The 509-nt window shown below is 72.1% G+C and carries 1 protein-coding gene; it reads right to left on the bottom strand.

Features of this window, described 5'->3' with window-relative positions; translation table 11 throughout:
• A partial coding sequence (locus tag CVH10_RS17155; RefSeq protein ID WP_369335845.1) for an efflux RND transporter periplasmic adaptor subunit occupies positions 1-503 on the bottom strand: 503 nt, incomplete at its 3' end.
• Positions 504-509: the final 6 nt, after the last annotated feature.

Here is a 509-nt window from a genome sequence, read left to right on the forward strand (position 1 = left end):
ATTGGCGCACCGGCACGCACATTGGCCGCAAGGGCAGGCGGTGCGTTGAAGACCATCTCGACACGAGCAGGATTGCTGACTTCCGCCACCACGCCGCCCTGGGCGACGAACCCGCCCGGACCGACCTGGACGCTGCTGACCACGCCCGAGATCGGACTGGTCACGCTGAGCCTGCCCGAAGCGTTCGGAGAGCCAGCGGCCGCCGAGCGGGCGCGAGCGGCGCGGGTCGCCGCCTCGGCGCTCAGGAACTGGGCGCGTGACGCTTCGACCTCCTGCCGCGCGACGATGCCCTGATCCGCCAGACTGCGATTTCGCTCATAGGCCTGGCGCGCCGCTTCAGCGGATGCCCCGGCCGCGTCGGCGTCCGCGCGGAAGGTCGCCGCCTCGCCGCTGACAAGGCTCACAAGCGGCTGACCGGCGCGGACCGACTGACCCGGCGCGACGAGAACGCGCTCGACGCGACCTCCGACGGCAGCGCCCACGGCAGCGCGAGAATCGACCATCGGCTC

The sequence above is a fragment of the Halomonas sp. ND22Bw genome (genome assembly GCF_003011945.1).
Taxonomy (GTDB): Bacteria; Pseudomonadota; Gammaproteobacteria; order Pseudomonadales; family Halomonadaceae; genus Halomonas; species Halomonas halophila.